Source organism: Gordonia sp. PDNC005, from assembly GCF_016919385.1.
In the GTDB taxonomy this organism is placed as follows: domain Bacteria; phylum Actinomycetota; class Actinomycetes; order Mycobacteriales; family Mycobacteriaceae; genus Gordonia.
On record NZ_CP070351.1, the window covers coordinates 2,655,840 to 2,672,790 of the forward strand.

19 protein-coding genes are annotated in these 16,951 nt (G+C 65.6%); 10 read left to right on the forward strand and 9 right to left on the reverse strand.

Translation table 11 applies throughout. The features are described from left to right. Window position 1: 1 nt before the first annotated feature. From JVX90_RS12610 to JVX90_RS12620, 3 genes are all read right to left on the reverse strand, one after another. On the reverse strand, window positions 2–361 hold the full coding sequence (locus JVX90_RS12610; RefSeq protein ID WP_205329101.1) for a metalloregulator ArsR/SmtB family transcription factor: 360 nt from the start codon (window positions 359–361) through the stop codon (window positions 2–4). A 222-nt stretch (window positions 362–583) separates the two neighbouring features. Beyond that, window positions 584–1,663 (reverse strand): redox-regulated ATPase YchF, encoded by a 1,080-nt coding sequence (gene ychF / locus JVX90_RS12615; RefSeq protein ID WP_205329102.1) that lies wholly within the window; start codon window positions 1,661–1,663, stop codon window positions 584–586. Window positions 1,664–1,669: 6 nt separating this feature from the next. Further along, window positions 1,670–2,917, reverse strand: a complete 1,248-nt coding sequence (locus JVX90_RS12620; protein WP_205329103.1) for an AI-2E family transporter — start codon at window positions 2,915–2,917, stop codon at window positions 1,670–1,672. Between the two features lie 46 nt (window positions 2,918–2,963). Here JVX90_RS12620 and JVX90_RS12625 point away from each other — a divergent pair, with 46 nt between their 5' ends. The 4 genes from JVX90_RS12625 (at window position 2,964) to JVX90_RS12640 (ending at window position 6,947) form a co-directional block, all read left to right on the forward strand. Then, the gene (locus JVX90_RS12625; protein WP_240193890.1) at window positions 2,964–4,457 is read left to right on the forward strand and encodes an AlkA N-terminal domain-containing protein; all 1,494 of its coding nucleotides are present in this window, start codon (window positions 2,964–2,966) and stop codon (window positions 4,455–4,457) included. Beyond that, window positions 4,454–4,975, forward strand: coding sequence for a methylated-DNA--[protein]-cysteine S-methyltransferase (locus JVX90_RS12630; protein ID WP_205329105.1), 522 nt, complete (start codon window positions 4,454–4,456; stop codon window positions 4,973–4,975). Before JVX90_RS12625 ends, JVX90_RS12630 begins: the two co-directional genes overlap by 4 nt. A gap of 46 nt (window positions 4,976–5,021) precedes the next feature. Then, on the forward strand, window positions 5,022–6,077 hold the full coding sequence (locus tag JVX90_RS12635) for a DNA recombination protein RmuC (protein ID WP_205329106.1): 1,056 nt from the start codon (window positions 5,022–5,024) through the stop codon (window positions 6,075–6,077). Between the two features lie 63 nt (window positions 6,078–6,140). Further along, window positions 6,141–6,947 carry a DUF6542 domain-containing protein gene (locus JVX90_RS12640; protein ID WP_205329107.1) on the forward strand — a complete coding sequence of 269 codons (807 nt, stop codon included), beginning with the start codon at window positions 6,141–6,143 and terminating at the stop codon, window positions 6,945–6,947. A 10-nt stretch (window positions 6,948–6,957) separates the two neighbouring features. Here JVX90_RS12640 and JVX90_RS12645 read toward each other — a convergent pair whose 3' ends face one another. From JVX90_RS12645 to JVX90_RS12655, 3 genes are read right to left on the reverse strand one after another with little or no spacing between them, the layout of a single operon-like run. Beyond that, window positions 6,958–7,494 (reverse strand): nucleosidase, encoded by a 537-nt coding sequence (locus tag JVX90_RS12645; RefSeq protein ID WP_205329108.1) that lies wholly within the window; start codon window positions 7,492–7,494, stop codon window positions 6,958–6,960. A gap of 1 nt (window position 7,495) precedes the next feature. Continuing rightward, window positions 7,496–8,419: an SDR family oxidoreductase gene (locus JVX90_RS12650; protein WP_205329109.1), complete on the reverse strand. Its 924-nt coding sequence runs from the start codon at window positions 8,417–8,419 to the stop codon at window positions 7,496–7,498. A gap of 30 nt (window positions 8,420–8,449) precedes the next feature. Further along, window positions 8,450–9,538, reverse strand: coding sequence for an N-acetylmuramoyl-L-alanine amidase (locus JVX90_RS12655; protein ID WP_205329110.1), 1,089 nt, complete (start codon window positions 9,536–9,538; stop codon window positions 8,450–8,452). Between the two features lie 123 nt (window positions 9,539–9,661). Here JVX90_RS12655 and JVX90_RS12660 point away from each other — a divergent pair, with 123 nt between their 5' ends. After that, window positions 9,662–10,102: a TIGR02611 family protein gene (locus tag JVX90_RS12660; protein WP_205329111.1), complete on the forward strand. Its 441-nt coding sequence runs from the start codon at window positions 9,662–9,664 to the stop codon at window positions 10,100–10,102. 7 nt (window positions 10,103–10,109) lie between these two features. Here the strand turns inward: JVX90_RS12660 and JVX90_RS12665 are convergent, their stop codons facing one another. Both JVX90_RS12665 and JVX90_RS12670 read right to left on the reverse strand, forming a co-directional pair. Continuing rightward, the gene (locus JVX90_RS12665) at window positions 10,110–11,138 is read right to left on the reverse strand and encodes a GTP-binding protein (RefSeq protein ID WP_240193891.1); all 1,029 of its coding nucleotides are present in this window, start codon (window positions 11,136–11,138) and stop codon (window positions 10,110–10,112) included. After that, window positions 11,135–11,977: a rhodanese-related sulfurtransferase gene (locus tag JVX90_RS12670; RefSeq protein WP_205329112.1), complete on the reverse strand. Its 843-nt coding sequence runs from the start codon at window positions 11,975–11,977 to the stop codon at window positions 11,135–11,137. The genes JVX90_RS12665 and JVX90_RS12670 overlap by 4 nt, the downstream gene beginning before the upstream one ends. A 1-nt stretch (window position 11,978) precedes the next feature. Here JVX90_RS12670 and JVX90_RS12675 point away from each other — a divergent pair, with 1 nt between their 5' ends. After that, on the forward strand, window positions 11,979–12,740 hold the full coding sequence (locus JVX90_RS12675; protein WP_205329113.1) for a hypothetical protein: 762 nt from the start codon (window positions 11,979–11,981) through the stop codon (window positions 12,738–12,740). A 55-nt stretch (window positions 12,741–12,795) separates the two neighbouring features. Continuing rightward, window positions 12,796–13,131: an Lsr2 family protein gene (locus tag JVX90_RS12680; protein WP_205329114.1), complete on the forward strand. Its 336-nt coding sequence runs from the start codon at window positions 12,796–12,798 to the stop codon at window positions 13,129–13,131. Window positions 13,132–13,233: 102 nt separating this feature from the next. On the opposite strand, the gene JVX90_RS12685 is transcribed toward JVX90_RS12680, so the two are convergent. Then, entirely contained in the window at window positions 13,234–13,926 is a 693-nt protein-coding gene (locus JVX90_RS12685; RefSeq protein WP_205329115.1) for a TetR/AcrR family transcriptional regulator, read from the reverse strand. Between the two features lie 63 nt (window positions 13,927–13,989). Here JVX90_RS12685 and JVX90_RS12690 point away from each other — a divergent pair, with 63 nt between their 5' ends. The 3 genes from JVX90_RS12690 (at window position 13,990) to JVX90_RS12700 (ending at window position 16,950) form a co-directional block, all read left to right on the forward strand. Next, a complete protein-coding gene (locus JVX90_RS12690) occupies window positions 13,990–14,745 on the forward strand; it encodes an SDR family oxidoreductase (RefSeq protein ID WP_205329116.1) in 756 nt (251 codons plus the stop codon). Window positions 14,746–14,768: 23 nt separating this feature from the next. Next, window positions 14,769–15,095 (forward strand): nuclear transport factor 2 family protein, encoded by a 327-nt coding sequence (locus JVX90_RS12695; RefSeq protein ID WP_205329117.1) that lies wholly within the window; start codon window positions 14,769–14,771, stop codon window positions 15,093–15,095. A 76-nt stretch (window positions 15,096–15,171) separates the two neighbouring features. Continuing rightward, entirely contained in the window at window positions 15,172–16,950 is a 1,779-nt protein-coding gene (locus tag JVX90_RS12700) for an ABC transporter substrate-binding protein/permease (RefSeq protein WP_205329118.1), read from the forward strand. The last annotated feature ends 1 nt before the right edge of the window (window position 16,951 follow it).

Below are 16,951 nucleotides of genomic sequence, written 5' to 3' on the forward strand. Positions count from 1 at the left end.
GTCACCGATCACCCTCAGCGTCGCAGCAGCCTGACACCTCGCAACCTGGATCGACGCAGGGCATGCTCTCGTCGACCGCCAACGTCACGTCGACCAGCGTCGTGAGTGCGGCAGCGATGTGCGGGTCGGCGATCTCGTAGCGAGTCTGTCGCCCCTCCGGTTCGGCGACGACGATCCCGCAGCCGCGCAGACACGAGAGGTGGTTCGAAACGTTGGTGCGCGTCAGACACAGCTCACGGGCGAGCCCAGCTGGGTAACCCGGAGCGTCGAGGAGGGACAGCAGGATGCGTGAACGGGTCGGGTCCGCCATGGCGCGGCCGAGCCGATTCATCACATCAACTCGCGAAGAAATGGTCAGCATGTGCTGACCATACAGCAATCGCTGACCAACCAGGTGTAACGCCCACGTGGCATCGGTCGGACCGCCGATCGTTGCCCATCCCCGACACGCGTGTGTGGCCGACGACATCGCCCTACTCGTCGCCGAGAGGACGGAATCAGGCGCACATCATCGGCGATTCCTATGGGACGGCGCGCACTCCTGCGGAGGCCACGAGCGAGAATCGTCTGCGGGTTCGCCGAGCTAGACGTTGAAGCGGAACTCCACCACGTCGCCGTCGGCCATGATGTAGTCCTTGCCTTCCATACGGACCTTGCCTGCAGCCTTGGCGTCGTTCATCGTGCCGTAGGTGTCGAGGTCGTCGAAGGAGACGATCTCCGCCTTGATGAAGCCCTTCTCGAAGTCCGTGTGGATGACGCCGGCGGCCTTCGGAGCGGTGTCGCCCTGGCGGATCGTCCAGGCGCGAGCCTCCTTGGGGCCAGCCGTCAGGTAGGTCTGCAGGCCGAGGGTGTGGAAGCCGGCGCGTGCGAGCTGATGCAGGCCCGCCTCGTCCTGGCCGATCGACTCCAGAAGCTCCTTGGCGTCGTCCTCGTCGAGTTCGAGCAGCTCGCTCTCGACCTTCGCGTCGAGGAACACGGCGTCGGCTGGAGCGACAGCCGCGCGGAGCTCGTCCTTGCGCGCGTCGTCGGTGAGCACACCTTCGTCCGCGTTGAAGACGTACAGGAACGGCTTGGCCGTCAGCAGGTGCAGCTCGCGGACCGAGGAGAGGTCGAACTCGCCCTTCACCGAGAACAGCGTCTTACCGTCGTTGAGGTAGGCCTCGGCCTTCTTCGCGGCATCGAGCAGGACAGCGAGATCCTTGTTCTTGCGTGCATCCTTCTCCAGACGCGGCAGCGCCTTCTCGAGGGTCTGCATGTCGGCGAGGATCAGCTCGGTCTCGATCACCTCGATGTCGGCGAACGGGTCCACCCGGCCGTCGACGTGCACGACGTCGTCGTCGGAGAACACTCGGACCACCTGGCAGATCGCGTCGGCCTCGCGGATGTTGGCGAGGAACTGATTGCCCATGCCCTCACCGACCGAGGCGCCCTTCACGATGCCCGCGATGTCGACGAACGACACCGTCGCAGGCAGGATCCGCTCGCTGCCGAAGATCTCCGACAGTCGAGTCAGGCGGGCATCAGGCAGTTCGACCACACCGACGTTGGGTTCGATGGTCGCGAAAGGGTAGTTCGCAGCCAACACATCGTTGCGGGTCAGCGCATTGAACAGGGTCGACTTTCCGACGTTGGGCAGGCCGACGATTCCGAGGGTAAGACTCACGGGAGGTCAGTCTATCTGGCGCTCGGCGGCCTTCGCCGCCGCCTCGGCGTCTTCCTCCGCTATCTGCTCACCCGCGGCCTTCCCCACCTGTTCCAGGATGTACCGCAAAGCGACTGCGAGGCACGACGCAGCGGGCACCGCAAGGAACGCTCCGGTGATGCCGTACAGCGATCCACCGAGAGTCACCGCGAGCAGCACGATCACCGCGTGGAGGTCCATCGACTTCGCCTGCAGCCACGGCTGCAGGACGTTGCCCTCCAACTGCTGCACCACGAGGATGATCGCCAACACGATCAACGCCTTCGTCAGACCGACCGAGACGAGCGCGATGAGCACGGCGAGCGCGCCTGCGACGAACGCACCGACGATCGGGATGAAGCCGCCGATGAAGGTGATGACGATCAACACGCCGGCCAAGGGAACATTCAGCACCAGTAGTCCGATGCCGATCAACGCCGCGTCGACGAAGCTCACGATCGCCTGTGTGCGAATGAAGCCGCCGAGGGTGTTCCACATGCGCATCAGCACTTCACCGACGTGGGAGGCCCCGTGCTTGACACCCATGGTCCGGTTGAGCCACGGAATGAAGCGGGGTCCGTCTTTGAGAAAGAAGAACACGAGCACAGCGGTCGTGAAGAGCGTGACAAGGGCGGACGTCGCCACCCCGACGCCGTTGAAGACGCCCGTCGCGATCGTCGCCGCACTCTTCTGCAGTTTGTCGGTGATCTCGTCGACAATCGACGAGATCTGTTCATCCCCGACGTTCAGCGGCGGCCCCTGCGCCCACTCCTGAACCTTCTGCACACCGTCGACGGCGGAGTTCGCGAGTTCCGGAGCCTGATCGACGATCGACGGGACGATGAGTCCGATCACGCCCGCGACCACACCGAGCCCGAGCAGGACGATAAGAATGGTCGCCGCTGCCGCCGGCACACCTTTAGCGCGCAACCAGCGAACCGGAGGCCACAGGACGGTCGACACGACGATCGCGAGTATCACCGGCAGCAGGACAACCCAGAACTTCGCGAGCAAGATCATCAGCGCGTACAGGAACGCCAGCACCAGCAGCATCTGCAGGCAGACGGTCGCCGTAGACCTCAGTCCGGCGAGGAAAACCCGGCCGCGAGTCGGATGGCGGCCCTCGCTCAGATCGTCGGCCGCAGGGGTTCCGGCCTGGTCAGCTGGCTCATTCTGCTCGGTCACGCCCACATCGTCACACAGACCCCCGACAAAAGTCCGGCGGCGCACCGTCATGTCTGATTTCCGCTAGACACAGTCCTCGTCGCACCGGCATCGTGGAGTGGTGACCAGCACAGCACCCCCACAGCATCGGCTCGATTTCGACCGGTGTTACCGCGCACTCGCCGCGCGTGACACCCGGTTCGACGGCCAGTTCGTGACCGTTGTGCACACCACCGGCATCTACTGCCGACCGTCGTGCCCGGCACGAACGCCGAAGCCCGAGAACGTCGACTTCGTCCTGACGGCGGCAGCCGCCGCCGTCCGCGGGTTCCGCGCGTGCCGACGCTGCCTGCCTGACGCGACTCCTGGGTCACCACTGTGGAACACCGACGCCGACCTCGCCGCCCGGGCGATGCGACTGATCGCCGACGGCGTGGTCGACCGCGACGGCGTCCGCGGGCTCGCCGCGGCGCTCGGCTACACCGAACGCCACCTCAGCCGGGTCTTGACCGCCGAACTGGGCGCCGGCACCGCGGCGCTCGCCCGCACGCATCGAGCGACGTCCGCACGCATCCTCCTCACCGGTACCGACATGGCGATCACCGACGTCGCATTCGCTGCGGGGTTCTCGAGTGTTCGGCAGTTCAACGACACGATCCGCGAGATGTATGCAGCCACACCGACAACTCTGCGGGCGGCGGGCAAGAACGGATCGATCCGTCGGTCGGCGGCAGGCGGCGGGATCTCGCTGAAACTGCCGTTCCGCAAGCCGTACGACGCGGCCTGGACCCAGTACGGGCTCGCGTCGCACGCCGTGCCCGGACTTGAGCACTGGGACGGGACGACGTACCGGCGCAGCCTCTCGCTTCCACACGGTCCGGCCGCCGCACAGCTCACGTTCCACGATGACCACTTCGCGGTCCGCTTCGACCATCTCGACATGCGCGACCTCGGAGCGGCGGTCAACCGGATCCGCAGGCTTTGTGATCTCGACGCCGACCCCGTCGCGGTCGACCGCATGCTCGGCGCCGATCCGGTGCTCAGTCCGCTCGTCGCTGCGAATCCGGGCATCCGGATTCCCGGCAGCGTCGACGGAACGGAGACGTTGATCCGCGTGATGATGGGCCAGCAGGTGAGCGTCAAGGCGGCACGCACCCGGATCGGCGCCCTTGTCGCTGCCCTCGGCGACCCACTGCCGTGGGACGACGAACGCCTGACGCATCTGTTCCCCACTGCCGAAGCGATCGCCGCAGGCGGCCCGCGAGTTCTGACCGGGCCTGCCCGCTCGATCGCGGCGATCACCGCCGCTGCGAACGCCTGTGGACAGCACCTGGAACTGCATGCCGGGGCCGATGCGTCCAACTTACGAGCGGACCTGCTGCGCCTGAGCGGCGTCGGCGACTGGACTGCCGACCAGGTGATCATGCGGGTGACGGGCGATCCGGACGTCCTCACCCGATCCGACCTGGTGATCGACCGGGCTCTCGCCGATCTGGGCGCGGACCCCGACATCACCGGGGCGTGGCGACCCTGGCGGTCGTACGCGTCGATGCACCTGTGGCGCAGACAGCTCTCTCACCTGATCGACCAACCGCAAGGAGAACTCTCATGACAACCACTTCTCGGACGCTCGGCTGGGCCGGCGTCGGCACCCCGGACGGGCGCTTCACGGCGATCTTCGACGACGACGGCGTGGTGTACGCGTCTGGGTGGACCGACGACCCGGCATACCTGCACAACCTCGTCGCGCCGTCGCTGCGCGCAGAGGCACTCGAGGAGCGAGACGGAGGCGCCGTGCTCGCCGCAGTCGAGGCGTACTACGCAGGAGACCTCGACGCACCGTCGCGCATCACGGTCCGGCAGACGTCCGGCCCTTTCCTGACTGCTGCGTGGGCGGCGCTTCGGCGGGTTCCCGCCGGTCCACCGGTCACTTACACCGAACTCGCCGAGCTCGCAGGCAACCCCGCCGCGATCCGCGGCGCGGCATCGTGCTGCGCCCGCAACGCCGCGGCTCTGTTCGTGCCGTGCCATCGGGTGGTCCGAATCGGAGGCGCACTCGGCGGGTTCCGCTACGGGCTCGACGTGAAGCGGTCGCTGATCGATCGCGAGACCACCGCCGCAGCAGCCTGACCAGCAACGGACCAGAATTGTCAGAGGTCGGGTCCATGATTGCCGCATGACTACGACAGCAGCCGTCATCGGGCCCGTCTGCCTCGTCATCGGTGCGTTCCTCGGGTGGTGGGCACGAGGCGCGACAGCCCCTCGCGATGCGGGCGCGCCACCGATTGACATGGTCGCGCCGCTTCGCGACACCCTCGGCCAGCTGTCCGACGAACTGCGCCGGTCCGAACACAATCGGGTGCACGCGTTCGCCGGTCTGAGCGAGCAGGTCCGCGGAATGCAGCTCACTTCACATCGCCTGCACGAGCAGACGGCCCGACTTGCAGGTGCTCTGCAGGCTCCGCAGATCCGCGGCAGGTGGGGTGAGATCCAGCTCGAACGGGTCGTCGAGCTGTCCGGGATGTCACGGCACTGCGACTTCTCAACGCAGGTCCACGGCCAGACCGCCGACCGAGTGGTGCGACCGGACATGGTCGTTCACCTCGCGGGCGGACGGACCATCGTCGTCGACGCCAAGGTTCCCCTGCAGGCGTTTCTCGACTCGACGGCAGCGGGGATCACCCCGGAAGCCGCGCGTGACAAGGCCGCACGCCACGCCCAAGCCGTCCGCGCACACGTCAACTCGTTGTCTGCGAAGGCGTACTGGTCCGCGCAGGCCAGCTCACCCGAATTCGTCGTCCTGTTTCTGCCGGGCGACGGCGTTCTGGACGCGGCGATGCAGCACGATCCCGAACTGCTCGACTACGCCTTCGCCCGCGACATCGTTCTCGCCACCCCAGGCACACTCATCGCTCTGCTGCGGACCGTCGCCCTCGGCTGGCGGCAGCACGCGATGGCCGAAGACGCCGAGCAGATCCAAGCGCTCGGCCGGGAGCTGTACCGGCGGATCGACCAGGTCCTCGGCCACCTCGACAAGGTTGGATCGGCTCTCCGACGATCCGTCGAGAGTTACAATTCGGCGATCGGCGCGGTGGATACCCGCCTGGGCGTCACCGCCCGGAAGTTGTCGGAATTGGAGGCACTCGCCGTGTCCACCGGACAGACGACGTCTGACCGGACTCGGCTGAAACCAGTGGACTCGACAGTGAGATCCGTGTCACCGCGCGCATAGTTTTCAGGAAACTCACGGGCTCGGATGAGGTGGCCGAGCATGCATAACCGGTAACGTCTAGGTGTGTTTCCCCGATCGCTCGCAGGCTCGGCCCTGCCCGCAGACCAGCAGTCCGTCATTCCGTCGGTCCGCGGTCTGCCCTGGTGGGGTGCCGTCCTCCTCGCAACGAGCTTCACCGTGGTCGGAGCCGTCATCAGCGCGGACTCCACACCTCCGCTGGGTCGTGTCTTCAAGGCCTTCCTAGTCGTGGGTGTTGTGCTTGCCGCGCTCGCCGTCCGGCGACGCGCACTGTTCACCGCCGCCGTCCAGCCCCCGCTGATCGCGTTCGTCGTCGGCATAGTGACGCTGTTCAGCCAGCATGAGGGCGGCACCGACAAGAAGACGATCATTCTCAAGGTGGTCCTCCCGATCGCGACCGCGTTCCCGTGGATGGTCATCGCGTTCGTCGCTGCTCTCCTCGTAGTCCTCGGCCGACTGTTCTTCACGGGCCCAGAGAGCAAGCGACCGTTCGGCGGCATGGAGGGTGTCAAGAAGCGACTCGCAGGTGAAGAGTCGGCCAGGCCCGCCGCCAGGCGGAAGCCCCGGACCGGGCGCACCAGCACCGCCAAGACGAGGGAGGACTCCCGCCCTCAGAAGCGCGGCTCGGGCGCCCAGAAGACCGCTCAGAAACCAGAGCGCGCGCCCCGCCCGAAAGCGCCCGCCGCGAAGGTCCCCCCGAAGCCACCGCGTCGCCCCGCGCCCAAGCCCGCGCCTGCAGAGCGTGTTCGGGCCACTCCGCAGAAGATCCCCGCATCGCAGCGTCGGACAGCCGGGCAGCAGTTGCGCGAGCGAGGCCAGATCGAAGACCTCACCGCTGGACTCGACGACTGAGCATCGCGGTTCAGAGGTTCGATTCGAGCCATTGCGCGAGGTCCCGCGCGGCCGCATCGACCACCTTCGGCCAGTCCATGGCCGTGTCGTCCGCCTGATCGCTGACGACCTTCACCAGGGTCAGCGGAATGTCGTAGGCGTCGCAGACGTGTGCGAGCGCGGCGCCTTCCATGTCGACCAGATCGGCTCGTGCCGCCAGCACCGACCGGTGAGACGTATCGGTGACAAACGTGTCCCCGGTCGCGAGAACCGTTCCGTCCCCTCCGCTGATCTCCCAGCGGTCCGTCGTTGGATAGCCGATGGCGGTGAGCTCGGCGGAGCTGATGTCGTGTTCGACGACGGCCGACGGCAGAAACAGGCCGGCATGGTGATCGTGGAGGGCGCCCGCGGTCCCGATGTTGACGACCCCGGCGTGGTCGCCGCGTTCGAGAGCTCGCGTCAGCGCGATCGCGGCACGGACCTTCCCGATGCCGGTGATCAGCACGTTCATACCCGCCGGGACGTGCGCGGCCTCCGCCTTCGTCGCCGCGACGACGAGCAGCGACACGTCAGTCGGCCTGTCCGAGACCGGACAGGCGAGAGAGGTGATCGAATCGGTTGTTCGCGATCCGCATCGCCACCTCGTACGGCAGCGCGAACTTGCGCGCCCACCAGTATCCGAACCGGACGTCGAACGACGTGTACACGAGGTACTTGTTCTTGGTGACTCCGCGGATGATCGCCGCCGCGGCCTTCTCCGGGGTCACCGCGATCTTGTGGAACCCGTCAACCTGCTTGGCGACTCGGGGATCGCTGCGATCGAGACCGACGATCTCGACGGTGCCGACGAGAGGTGTGGCGACGCCGCCCGGGCAGACGAGCGAGACGCCGATTCCATGCCTGCGCAGGTCGTATCGAAGGACTTCGGAGACGCCGCGGATACCGAATTTGCTGGCGCTGTACGCGCTGTGCCAGGGCAGAGCCAGCAGGCCCGCCGCCGACGACACATTGACGAGTTGCCCGCCTCTTCCTCCCCGCACCATCTGAGGGACGAAGCACTCGATCACGTGGATCGGTCCCATCAAGTTGACGTCGACGATCTTGCGCCAGTGGCGGTGCTGCAGGTTCTCCACAGTCCCCCACGCCGAGATGCCCGCGACATTCATGACGACGTCCATCACTCCGACCTCGGCGTCGACCGCGCGGGCGAACTCCACCACCCACTCGTAGTCGGAGACGTCTCCTGCCGAGTGGTACGCGACGGTACCCTCCTGGCCTGCGACCTCGGCGACTACTTCGTCGAGCGCGTCGGCCTGAAGATCAGTGAGCACGAGTCGAGCCCCCTCACGAGCGGCCGCGACCGCGGTCGCCCGTCCGATTCCGCTCGCGGCGCCCGTGATGAGAACCGTTCGGTCTCGCAGCGACGGCACGGGCGTGCGAACCCAGAACAGTTCGCGGACAGTGGTCAGTCGTCGACCCAGGTTGAGACCCATGCCACTGAGCCTACCCACGGACCGGTGCCGTCAGATCGGGAGCTTGCCGCCGAACACCGCGTAGACGACGGAGAGGATCGCCTTGAGGACGTCGGCCGTCACGTCCTGGCCCTGTGTCATCAGGATGCGCTGCGCCTCCTGCGGACTCTTGGCCTTCGTGATCTGGTCGATCAACGGCCCGATCGCGGCGAGACCTGCGAGGTCGACGCCGGATGCGGCGTCGTCGGCCGGAGCCTTCTGATCGGTCGGCGTGACGCCGGTGTTCGAGTTGTCGGTGCCGGGTGCGGGCACCGGCGCGGTCGGGTTGGCCGCCGCGCCCTTGCCCCCGACGTAGGAGGTGATGCCGTTGGTGATGGCGACCGCGTAGCGTGCCGCGCCTTGCGGCGAAGCGAGTGCCGCCGCTTCCACCGGGTCGGACAGGTTGCCCATCTCGACGAACACTGCGGGTACACGAGTGAGGTTGACCGCAGCGATGTCCGCGCGGGTCTGGATACCGTCGACGGCACCCGCGTAGTTCGCCGGACTGAAACCTGCACTCTTGAATGCGTCACGCATGGTGTTCGACGCCTTGCGCCCCTCACCCGACTGCACCGAGTCGACGGCCTTGTCGGGGATCGGGAGCGTCGGCACGATCATGTGGAAGCCGGTCTTGCCGGCGTCTGCTCCGGTGCTGGTGGAGTCGGCGTGCAGGCTGACCGCGACGTCGGCGCCCGACCTGCTCGCCGCCTCGGCGCGCTCGTCGACGCATCCGCCCCACCCGGTGTCGTCGTTGCGGCTGAGGACCACACGCGCCCCCTTGCTCTCGAGCGCCGCCTTCACCAACTGGGTGACATCCCAGTTGATGGTGTGCTCGGCTTTGCCGGTGACCGACGTGGCACCGGTGGTCTGGCATTCCTTCATTCCGCCGCGACCGTCCGGAACCTTCTTGCCGAGGTCGTGGCCCGCAGCCGAGCCCTGATGTCCGGGATCGAGGAATACAGTCTTGCCGGTCAGCGCCTTGGCGGCCGGAGCCTTCGGCGCGGCATCGGAGTTCGGTGCGACAACACCGAGCACGAGGGTCGTCGAGGCGACGAGCGAGGCGGCCACGATTGCTCCGCGGCGAACACGTACAGCGTTCATCGGCGCTGGTTCCTTCCATACGACACATCAGTAGTCACACTGATCACTTGCGTAACAGTGAACCAGTAGTCGAGGGTCGCTGTCGAACGGGAACTCTTCCGGACCGGAAATCGTTAACGTGCCGTGACCAGACCACTCGATTCATCCGAGAAGCGTGAGAAGGCCGGCATCTTCTCGCGCCTCGGAGCCAGGTACCAGCACCTTCGGCACAATCACCGTTACGGTTTTGTCCTCCGATACGTGACGATCACGGTCGGAATCCTCGTCACCGCGGCCGGAGTGGTGGCGATCCCCTACCCCGGCCCCGGCTGGGCGATCGTGTTCCTCGGGCTGCTGATCCTGTCGCAGGAATTCGAGTGGGCCGCCCGTCTGCGCCACTGGATCATGTCCAGGCTGACCGCGTTCTATCGCCGTTTCATCGACGGCAACCGAGTCGCACAAGTGCTCCTCGGGATCGCGACATGCGCGATCGTCCTCGCTACCCTGTGGGTGACCAACGCGCTCGACCTCGCAGCCGGCTGGGTCGGAGTGGAAGCCGCCTGGCTTCAGTCGCCGATCTTCTGACCCCGCGCTACACGAGATGCCGCGTGAGATGCAGAATGCCGTGCTCGTCGTCGGCATCCGGGCCGAGCACCTCTTTCAGGGCCGTCTCGGCAGTCGCGACGTCGAGGCCTGATCCGATCACCACGAGCGAGGTCGCGGGCCCGTTGGCGTCCCACGGCTGCCGAGACACCCTGACCACGCCACCGACGGCTTGGATCACATAGGCCTGGTCGGCGTGACCGGGAAGGTCGACCAGGACGGTCCCCTTGATCCGGTACGCCCCAGCCGGCGGACGTTCGAGGAATCGTGCAAGACGCCGTGGGTCGACCGGCCCGGCCCGGTCGAGCGACACCGACTCGAACTCGGCGTGCAGATGCGAGTGGTCGTGGCTGTCGTCGTGCAGCAATTCGTCGAGAGAGAGTTGCCGAGGGCTCTCGTCCACCGGACGCTCCGGCGCGTCCTCGAAGAGCAGCTTCGGATCGACGAGCGCATCGCTGACGCTGAGCATCGACGCCGTCGGATTGACCTCGCGGACGGCGTCGCGGACGCGCGCCCGTTCGCTGTCGTCGACGAGGTCGGACTTGTTCAGAACAACCAGATCGGCGACGGCGACATGCCCGCCGATCATGGGATGCGCGGCCACCGTCGTCAGGAACTCGGCGGAGTCGACGACGTACACCAGCCCGCCGTACGACGCCGTGGCCGACCGGGCAGCCAACACCAGTCGGATGAGTGCGGGCGGCTCGGCGATTCCGCTGGCCTCGACGAGGATCGCGTCGAGCTCCGCCTCCGCGCCGGAGAGCGCTGCGATCGCATCCCCGAGTCCCTCGGCGTCGGTCGTGCAGCACATGCATCCGCCCGGCAGACTGACGGTCCCACCCGATGCGCCCGACACCAGCAGCGAGTCGATGTCGACCGAGCCGAAATCATTGACGAGGACGCCTATTCGCCGGCCGTTCGCATTCCGGAGCACATGATTGAGCAGTGTCGTTTTACCCGCGCCGAGAAATCCGGCGAGGACAACGACTGGAATGTGCCGATCGGTGGATTCGGTCACTTGGCACAGTCGACGCACAGGACCGCTAGGTCCCGGCCGTCGCGATCGGGATGATTCACCACGTTCGATGTCGGTTCACCGCATTCGACACACTTCCCGATCACCGCGGGTGAACCGAAATCGACCGTCATTCTCTTGTCGAAGACATAAAGCGAGCCTTCCCAGAGCCCAGAATCGGCGAACCGCTCACCGTATCGGACTATTCCGCCGTCGAGTTGGTACACCTGAGAGAATCCCCTGTTGACCATCAAGGCGCTGAGCACCTCGCAGCGGACCCCGCCGGTGCAGTACGTGACCACGGGCCTGTTCTTCAAGTGGTCCAGCGCTCCGCTCTCGAGAAGCGGAATGAAATCTCGAGTGGTGTCGATGTCGGGAACGATCGCGTCTCGGAATCGTCCGACCTGAGCTTCGATCGTGTTTCGACCGTCGAGGAATGCCACATCGTCTCCGAGCTCGGCGACGAGCTGATGCAGTTCGTCTGGGGACAGATGTTTGCCTCCTCCGACCACACCGTCTGGATCAACCTCGATTTCGTCCGCGGCGCCGAATGTGACGATCTCCGGGCGCGTCTTGACCGAGAGCCGCGGGAAGTCGTCGCCGACGCCGTCTGACCACTTGATGTCGGCGTACTTGAACGCCGGGTACCCGCGGGTGGCTTTCACGTAGCGTTTGACGTCGCGGATGTCGCCACCGACTGTTGCGTTGATGCCGTGAGATGACACGATGATCCTGCCGCGCAGGCCGAGCGAGGAGCACACGGAGTGCTGCCACAGGCTGATGGCCTCCGGGTCGGGCAGCGGCGTGAACACATAGAACAACACGATTTTGGGAGTCGCCACAGTGCAAGGGTACGGATCCCGCGGCGCGATCGTCAGCGTCGCCCTCTTCGGAGCGCTCAGCGTCACACTCTCCGGCTGCGGCCTGCTCAGCGAGAACGCCGGGCCCAACCGGATCGTCATCCCGAGCACCGATGAGCTGTCGACGGAGACCAAGCCTGCGTCGATCTCGGCGACGGCCGCGTCTCGGTCGAACGACAACACCGTGCCGTCCGAGTGGAGTTATGAGCGGGTCATCAAAGGCGCTCCGCGAGTGAGCAATTCAGATTTCCATGAAGGTGCGACAACTGAGGACGGCGAACGGGAGGATGTATCCGGTTATCACTTCTCCTCATCCGACCGCAGCATCCGATGCTCCACGGGCAACAACGGCGCCGAAGCGCTGGTCTGTTTCTCCGATGACGTCGAAGGCCCGCGCCAAGCCCCTGCCGATGAGGATGCGGGTTGCAAATGGGACAGGCGTCTCGTCGTGCTGTCCGGCGACGGCGTCAGCGAAGGCGGATGCTCGAATCGTTATCCTGTTCTGTTTCGCACCCCGACCATCGCGCCGGGGTCGGCGATCACCGTCGATCGTTTCGCCTGCCTGTCCGATGCCGAAGGGCTCTACTGCGTCGAATCGAGTTCGGGCGACGGGTTCTCAGTGACGTCAAAGGGATTCACCGCGATTCGCGCCGCAGATAGAGCACCGGAATCACTCACGGGAATTACCGACCAATCATCGGAATCAACATCGGCTCCCACTTCGACGGTCGTCCCGACGCGCTGAACGTGTGTAGAGTAGGCGCTGAATGGCAGCATGAATTCGCGGTGAGAGGAAACCAATGGCGAAGAAGACCGTTATCAAGATCGTCGACGACATCGACGGCGCGGAACTGGACGACAACGAGTATGAGACCGTCCGTTGGAGCATCGACGGCAAGAACTACGAATTCGACACCTCGCCTGCACACGCCGAGGAGTTCCGCGATCACGTCGCGACGTACGTCGCAGCCTCCCGCGCGGTGAGCCGTGGACCCCAGCGCCGCAGCTCCGCCGCCGCACGACCCGCCGCGAACACCCGAGTCATCCGAGAGTGGGCGAATGCGAACGGTTTCACCGTGAGCGACCGCGGACGGATCCCCGCCGACGTCCTCGCCGCCTACGAAGCCGCGAACTGACGCCTCACCTCTTCACACAAGAACGCCTCGAATCGCCAGTGGATCCGAGGCGTTCTTCTGTTCATCCGCCCGCATTCTTCCACTGCGGTCGGCGGCGGCCGATCAATCCATTTCGGCGAGTAACCTGTGCAGCCATTCGACGAAGAGTGACGTCTCGGCCTTTCCGAGCATCGACGGATCCGTCGACGCGAGGCGAGCGACTCGGAGCACCGCGTCCCGGTCGTCGGTCGACGCCGACCCGGCCCCGGTGATGCCCGCGAGGACCGCGTCACGAACCGCCGCCGACAGCTCCGCATCAGGCCTTCCTTGAATGATCTGCCGCAACGTGACGCCGATATTCGTGGCCAACACGTGCGCCGCAGCCTGCTCGGGAGAGACGACGAGCAGCCCCTGCGCCGATGCCCGCTCGGTGAGTCCACGCAGCAGTTCGGTCGGCCGCGCCTGAGCCGCGGGCGCATATCCGGGCCGCACTTTTCCGTACATCAGCGTGTAGAAGCCGGGGTTGGCCAGGCCGAACCTCACGTGCGCGTCCCATCCGTCACGCAGATCGACGATCGGGTCCCCGCTCGGCTCGGCAGCTCCCTTCTCCGCCAGGTACAGGTCAAAACCCCTCTCCACCACGGCGTCCACAAGCCCCTGTTTGTTGCCGAAGAAGTGATAGAGCGTCGGCATTCGCACCCCCACCCGATCGCACACCTCCCGCAGCGAGAAGTCCTCACCGGGCGACGACGCGATGAGGTCGGCTGCCGCGTCCAGCAGCCGTTCCCGTGTATCGCCTCGCGAATTCTCTGTCATGCCGCTACAGTAGCCCTGTATCGACGATATGTTGATACATACCAACGCTATAGGGAGGCTGCCATGCAGAAGCGAACACTCGAGGGACAGGCCGTACTGGTATCCGGTGGAGGAAAGAACCTCGGAGGCCTGATCAGTCGGCAGGCCGCCGCGGCCGGAGCCGACGTGGCGATCCACTACAACAGCGAGTCGTCGCGGGCCGAGGCCGAAGCGACGCTGGCCGCCGTCGAAGCGTCCGGACGCACCGGCGTGCTGCTGACCGGCGATCTCACCGATCCGAGTGCGGTGACCCGACTGTTCGACGACGCCAAAGCGGCCCTCGGTCGAATCGACGTCGCCGTGAACACCGTGGGCAAGGTCCTCCGCAAGCCGATCGCCGATACATCCGAGTCCGAGTACGACGAGATGTTCGACGTGAACTCGAAGGCCGCCTACTTCTTCATCAAGGAGGCCGGCCGGACACTGAACGACGGCGGAAGGATCATCACCATCGTCACGTCACTGCTCGCCGCCTTCACCGACGGATACTCGACATACGCAGGCGGAAAGAGTCCGGTGGAGCACTTCACGCGTGCCGCCGCGAAGGAGTTCGGCACTCGCGGAATCTCGGTCACGGCCGTCGGTCCCGGGCCGATGGACACTCCGTTCTTCTACGGTCAGGAGACGCCCGAACGTGTCGCCTTCCACAAGTCCCAGGCGATGAACGGCGAGTTGACGAAGATCGAGGACATCGCACCGATCGTGGAGTTCCTCGCAACCGACGGCTGGTGGATCACCGGCCAGACCATCTTCGCCAACGGCGGCTACACCACCCGCTGACACCTCAGACGTTAGGAGACACCATGACGACCGCCATCCCCGCCACCGTCACCGCGTTCATCGACGCGGTGAACCGACACGACGAGACAGCGGTGCTCGACGCCTTCACAAACAACGGTTTTGTCGACGACTGGGGACGGATCTTCCCCGACCGCGCGTCGATCAAGGCCTGGAGCGATGTCGAGTTCATCGGCGCGAACGGCACCATGACCGTCACCAGGACCGAGGTCGACAAGAACACGGTGACAGTCATCGCCGATTGGCGCAGTTCTCACGCCAACGGCCTGTCGTCGTTCGTGTTCCACCTCGCGGGCGACAAGATCGCGTCCATGACGATCCGCGAAGGGTGATCTGAAACCCAGGGTTTCGCCTCACCCTGACTTTAAGTCGTCGGGCCGGACGACAGGACCGCTATTCTGACGAACCATGACTGTCCTTTCCTCGGCCCGACGACGCCTGTCGTCGTCGCCGTCTCGACGCCTGTGGTTGCCACTGCTGATCGTGGTGATCCTGATCGGCGCACTCACCGCCTGCGGTTCCTCGTCCGACTCGAACGACGGCGACGACGCCGGCCTGTGTGCGCCTCCCGGCGTGAACAGCGCGTCCGCGGCACCGACGAACCTCGCGAAGAGCGCTCAGGCGCCCGACAAGTTCACGACGGCGAACGTCACCCCGCTCGATCAGATCAACACGTCCGATCTCGGGCTGATCAACGACGGAAAGATCATCGTCGGCACCCTGGGTGACGCACCCCCGAGCATCTGCGTCAACAACAACAAGCAGTACACGGGCATGGACAACGAGATGCTCCGTGCGATGGCCGGCAAGCTCGGCCTGCAGGTCGAGTTCGTCGGCACCGAGTTCTCCGGCCTCCTCGCACAGGTCGCAGGCAAGCGGTTCGACGTCGGCTCGTCGTCGATCACCACCACCGACGAGCGTCGAAACACGGTGGCCTTCACCAACGGCTACGACTTCGGGTACTTCTCGCTGGCAGCCAAGGTAGGCGGCCCGATCAAGGGCTTCGGTGATCTCAGCGCTTCGACACGCATCGGCGTGGTGCAGGGCACCGTCCAGGACGACTACGTCGTCAACACACTGCATCTCAACCCCGTCAAGTTCCCCGACTACGCGACCGCGTACGCAAACTTGAAGTCCGGGCAGATCGACGCTTGGGTCGCACCGAGCCAGCAGGCCGAGGGCACCGTTCAGCCTGCCGACGGAATCGGCATCCTCGAGAACACGTTCAGCATCAACAACTTCACCGCGTGGGCAGTCAACAAGGGCAACCCGAAGCTGGTGGAGGCGCTGAACAGCGCACTCGACTCGATCATCGCCGACGGCACGTGGGCGAAGCTGTACCAGGACTGGGCCCCGCGAACGCTCCCCGCCGGTTGGAAGCCCGGGTCCAAGGCCGCGCCCGCGCCGAAGCTGCCCGATTTCGAGGCCATCGCGAAGGCCAACGCCGGCAACAAGGAACAAGCTCAGGAAGTCGCCCCGAAGGGCACCCTCGAGCAGTTGGGCGAGACGTTCTTCAACGGCGAAGCCTTCCGCAAGGCGATTCCCGATCTGTTCACAACCGGCCTCCCCAACACGCTGAAGATCGCGTTGACATCCGGCATCATCGGCACCGTGCTCGGCATGCTGCTCGCCGTCGCGGGGATCTCTCGAACTCGCTGGTTGCGCTGGCCCGCCCGGGTCTACACCGACGTCTTCCGCGGTCTGCCCGCCGTCGTCGTGATTCTCATGGTGGGCCTCGGATTCGGCCCGGTGGTGCAGAATCTCACGGGTGGCAACCCGTTCTGGCTCGGTTCGATCGCGCTCGGACTGCTCGCGGCCGCGTACATCGGTGAGATCTTCCGGTCCGGTATCCAGAGCGTCGAGGCCGGGCAGATGGAGGCCTCACGCGCACTCGGCTTCTCCTACAGCTCGTCGATGAAGCTTGTGATCATCCCGCAGGGTGTCCGACGGGTGCTTCCGGCCCTGATGAACCAGTTCATCGTGCTGATCAAGGACTCGTCACTGATCTACTTCCTCGGACTCACCGTGCTGCAGCGCGACTTGTTCGCGGTCGGCAAGGACTTCAACGCAGGCAGCGGCAACCTGACACCGCTGCTCGCCGCGGGCTTGCTGTACCTGATCCTGACTGTTCCGTTGACGCACCTTGTCAACTACATCGACAAGCGCCTGCGCGTCGGAAAGGCCTGAT

Excerpts from the sequence above, each read along its gene's own strand:
- JVX90_RS12635 (WP_205329106.1), top strand. The coding sequence starts at position 5,022 with ATGACTACGACAGCAGCCGTCATCGGGCCCGTCTGCCTCGTCATCGGT.
- JVX90_RS12655 (WP_205329110.1), bottom strand. The coding sequence starts at position 9,538 with ATGAACGCTGTACGTGTTCGCCGCGGAGCAATCGTGGCCGCCTCGCTC.
- JVX90_RS12650 (WP_205329109.1), bottom strand. The coding sequence starts at position 8,419 with ATGGGTCTCAACCTGGGTCGACGACTGACCACTGTCCGCGAACTGTTC.
- JVX90_RS12680 (WP_205329114.1), top strand. The coding sequence starts at position 12,796 with ATGGCGAAGAAGACCGTTATCAAGATCGTCGACGACATCGACGGCGCG.
- JVX90_RS12630 (WP_205329105.1), top strand. The coding sequence starts at position 4,454 with ATGACAACCACTTCTCGGACGCTCGGCTGGGCCGGCGTCGGCACCCCG.
- JVX90_RS12685 (WP_205329115.1), bottom strand. The coding sequence starts at position 13,926 with ATGACAGAGAATTCGCGAGGCGATACACGGGAACGGCTGCTGGACGCG.
- JVX90_RS12695 (WP_205329117.1), top strand. The coding sequence starts at position 14,769 with ATGACGACCGCCATCCCCGCCACCGTCACCGCGTTCATCGACGCGGTG.
- JVX90_RS12690 (WP_205329116.1), top strand. The coding sequence starts at position 13,990 with ATGCAGAAGCGAACACTCGAGGGACAGGCCGTACTGGTATCCGGTGGA.
- JVX90_RS12700 (WP_205329118.1), top strand. The coding sequence starts at position 15,172 with ATGACTGTCCTTTCCTCGGCCCGACGACGCCTGTCGTCGTCGCCGTCT.
- JVX90_RS12610 (WP_205329101.1), bottom strand. The coding sequence starts at position 361 with ATGCTGACCATTTCTTCGCGAGTTGATGTGATGAATCGGCTCGGCCGC.
- JVX90_RS12620 (WP_205329103.1), bottom strand. The coding sequence starts at position 2,917 with ATGACGGTGCGCCGCCGGACTTTTGTCGGGGGTCTGTGTGACGATGTG.